The sequence below is a fragment of the Methylobacterium sp. WL18 genome (genome assembly GCF_008040015.1).
Lineage (GTDB): Bacteria > Pseudomonadota > Alphaproteobacteria > Rhizobiales > Beijerinckiaceae > Methylobacterium > Methylobacterium mesophilicum.
In genome coordinates this window covers 1-763 of record NZ_VRVD01001148.1, presented here as the reverse complement: position 1 = coordinate 763, position 763 = coordinate 1, and the positions used below count along the sequence as shown (strand labels likewise).

The window sequence follows — 763 nt, the reverse complement described above, 5'->3', positions numbered from 1 at the left end:
ATGGTGGCCGGCCAGACGCGGCAGGCCGCGCTGCGTCGCCCAGCGCCCGTTGCCGTCCATGATGATCGCGGCGTGCAGCCCCCCCGGCCCCGCTTCGCTTTGCATCGTAAAGTCTCCCGGCATGGGCGTATCGCTGAGGTTTATTCGGTTTGCGTTGAGAGTCTCTGCGCGATCCGGCGTTCTCAGGCCGGTTTCGTGGCCGGATCGAGGCCGCGCACCCCGCCGTCCGGACTTCGCTCGGCCGCCGCCGCCGCGTCGCGCACCACCTGCTCGAGCACGCCGAGATAGAAGATGAAGCGCCGCCGCCCGGTCGGCGTCATCCGGCACACCGTCTGCGTCCGGTTGAGGGAGAATCCCTTTTCGAGGCTCACCAGGTCGGCCTCGCTGAGCACGGCCAGATGGCGGCTCAGGTTGCCGTCGGTCAGCCCGCACAGGCGCTTGAGGTCGGGGAAGGGCAGGCCCTTGGGGTGGGCCACCAGGGAGGTGAGCACGCTGAGCCGCGCCCGCTCGTGGATGATCCGGTCCAGCCCCTCGTAGGAGAACCGTCCGTCGTCGCGGTCAGAGGTCATCATCGAAGGCCCGGGCGCCGCGATGGATGAGGCCGGCCAGCCAGATCTGGCCGACCACGAAGGGGAGCCCCATGGTCCAGGGCGACAGGGTGCGGGTCTCGGCCGCGATCGCCAGCGCGGCGAGGCCGGTGAGCAGGTACCAGGCGCCGACCCCCTGGACCGCCCGGGGCAGGATCCGCGCCGAGGCGAACAGG

1 protein-coding gene and 2 pseudogenes are annotated in these 763 nt (G+C 70.9%); all 3 read right to left on the bottom strand.

All coding sequences use genetic code 11. The annotated features are described in order from the left end of the window. Positions 1-105: pseudogene (locus tag FV228_RS34625) on the bottom strand (undecaprenyl diphosphate synthase family protein); the annotation flags it as partial. Between the two features lie 77 nt (positions 106-182). Beyond that, positions 183-572, bottom strand: coding sequence for a transcriptional regulator (locus FV228_RS31445; protein ID WP_147857943.1), 390 nt, complete (start codon positions 570-572; stop codon positions 183-185). After that, positions 559-763 (bottom strand): annotated as a pseudogene (locus FV228_RS31440) (hypothetical protein); the annotation flags it as partial. The pseudogene FV228_RS31440 and the gene FV228_RS31445, both read right to left, overlap by 14 nt.

Excerpts from the sequence above, each read along its gene's own strand:
- FV228_RS31445 (WP_147857943.1), bottom strand. The coding sequence starts at position 572 with ATGATGACCTCTGACCGCGACGACGGACGGTTCTCCTACGAGGGGCTG.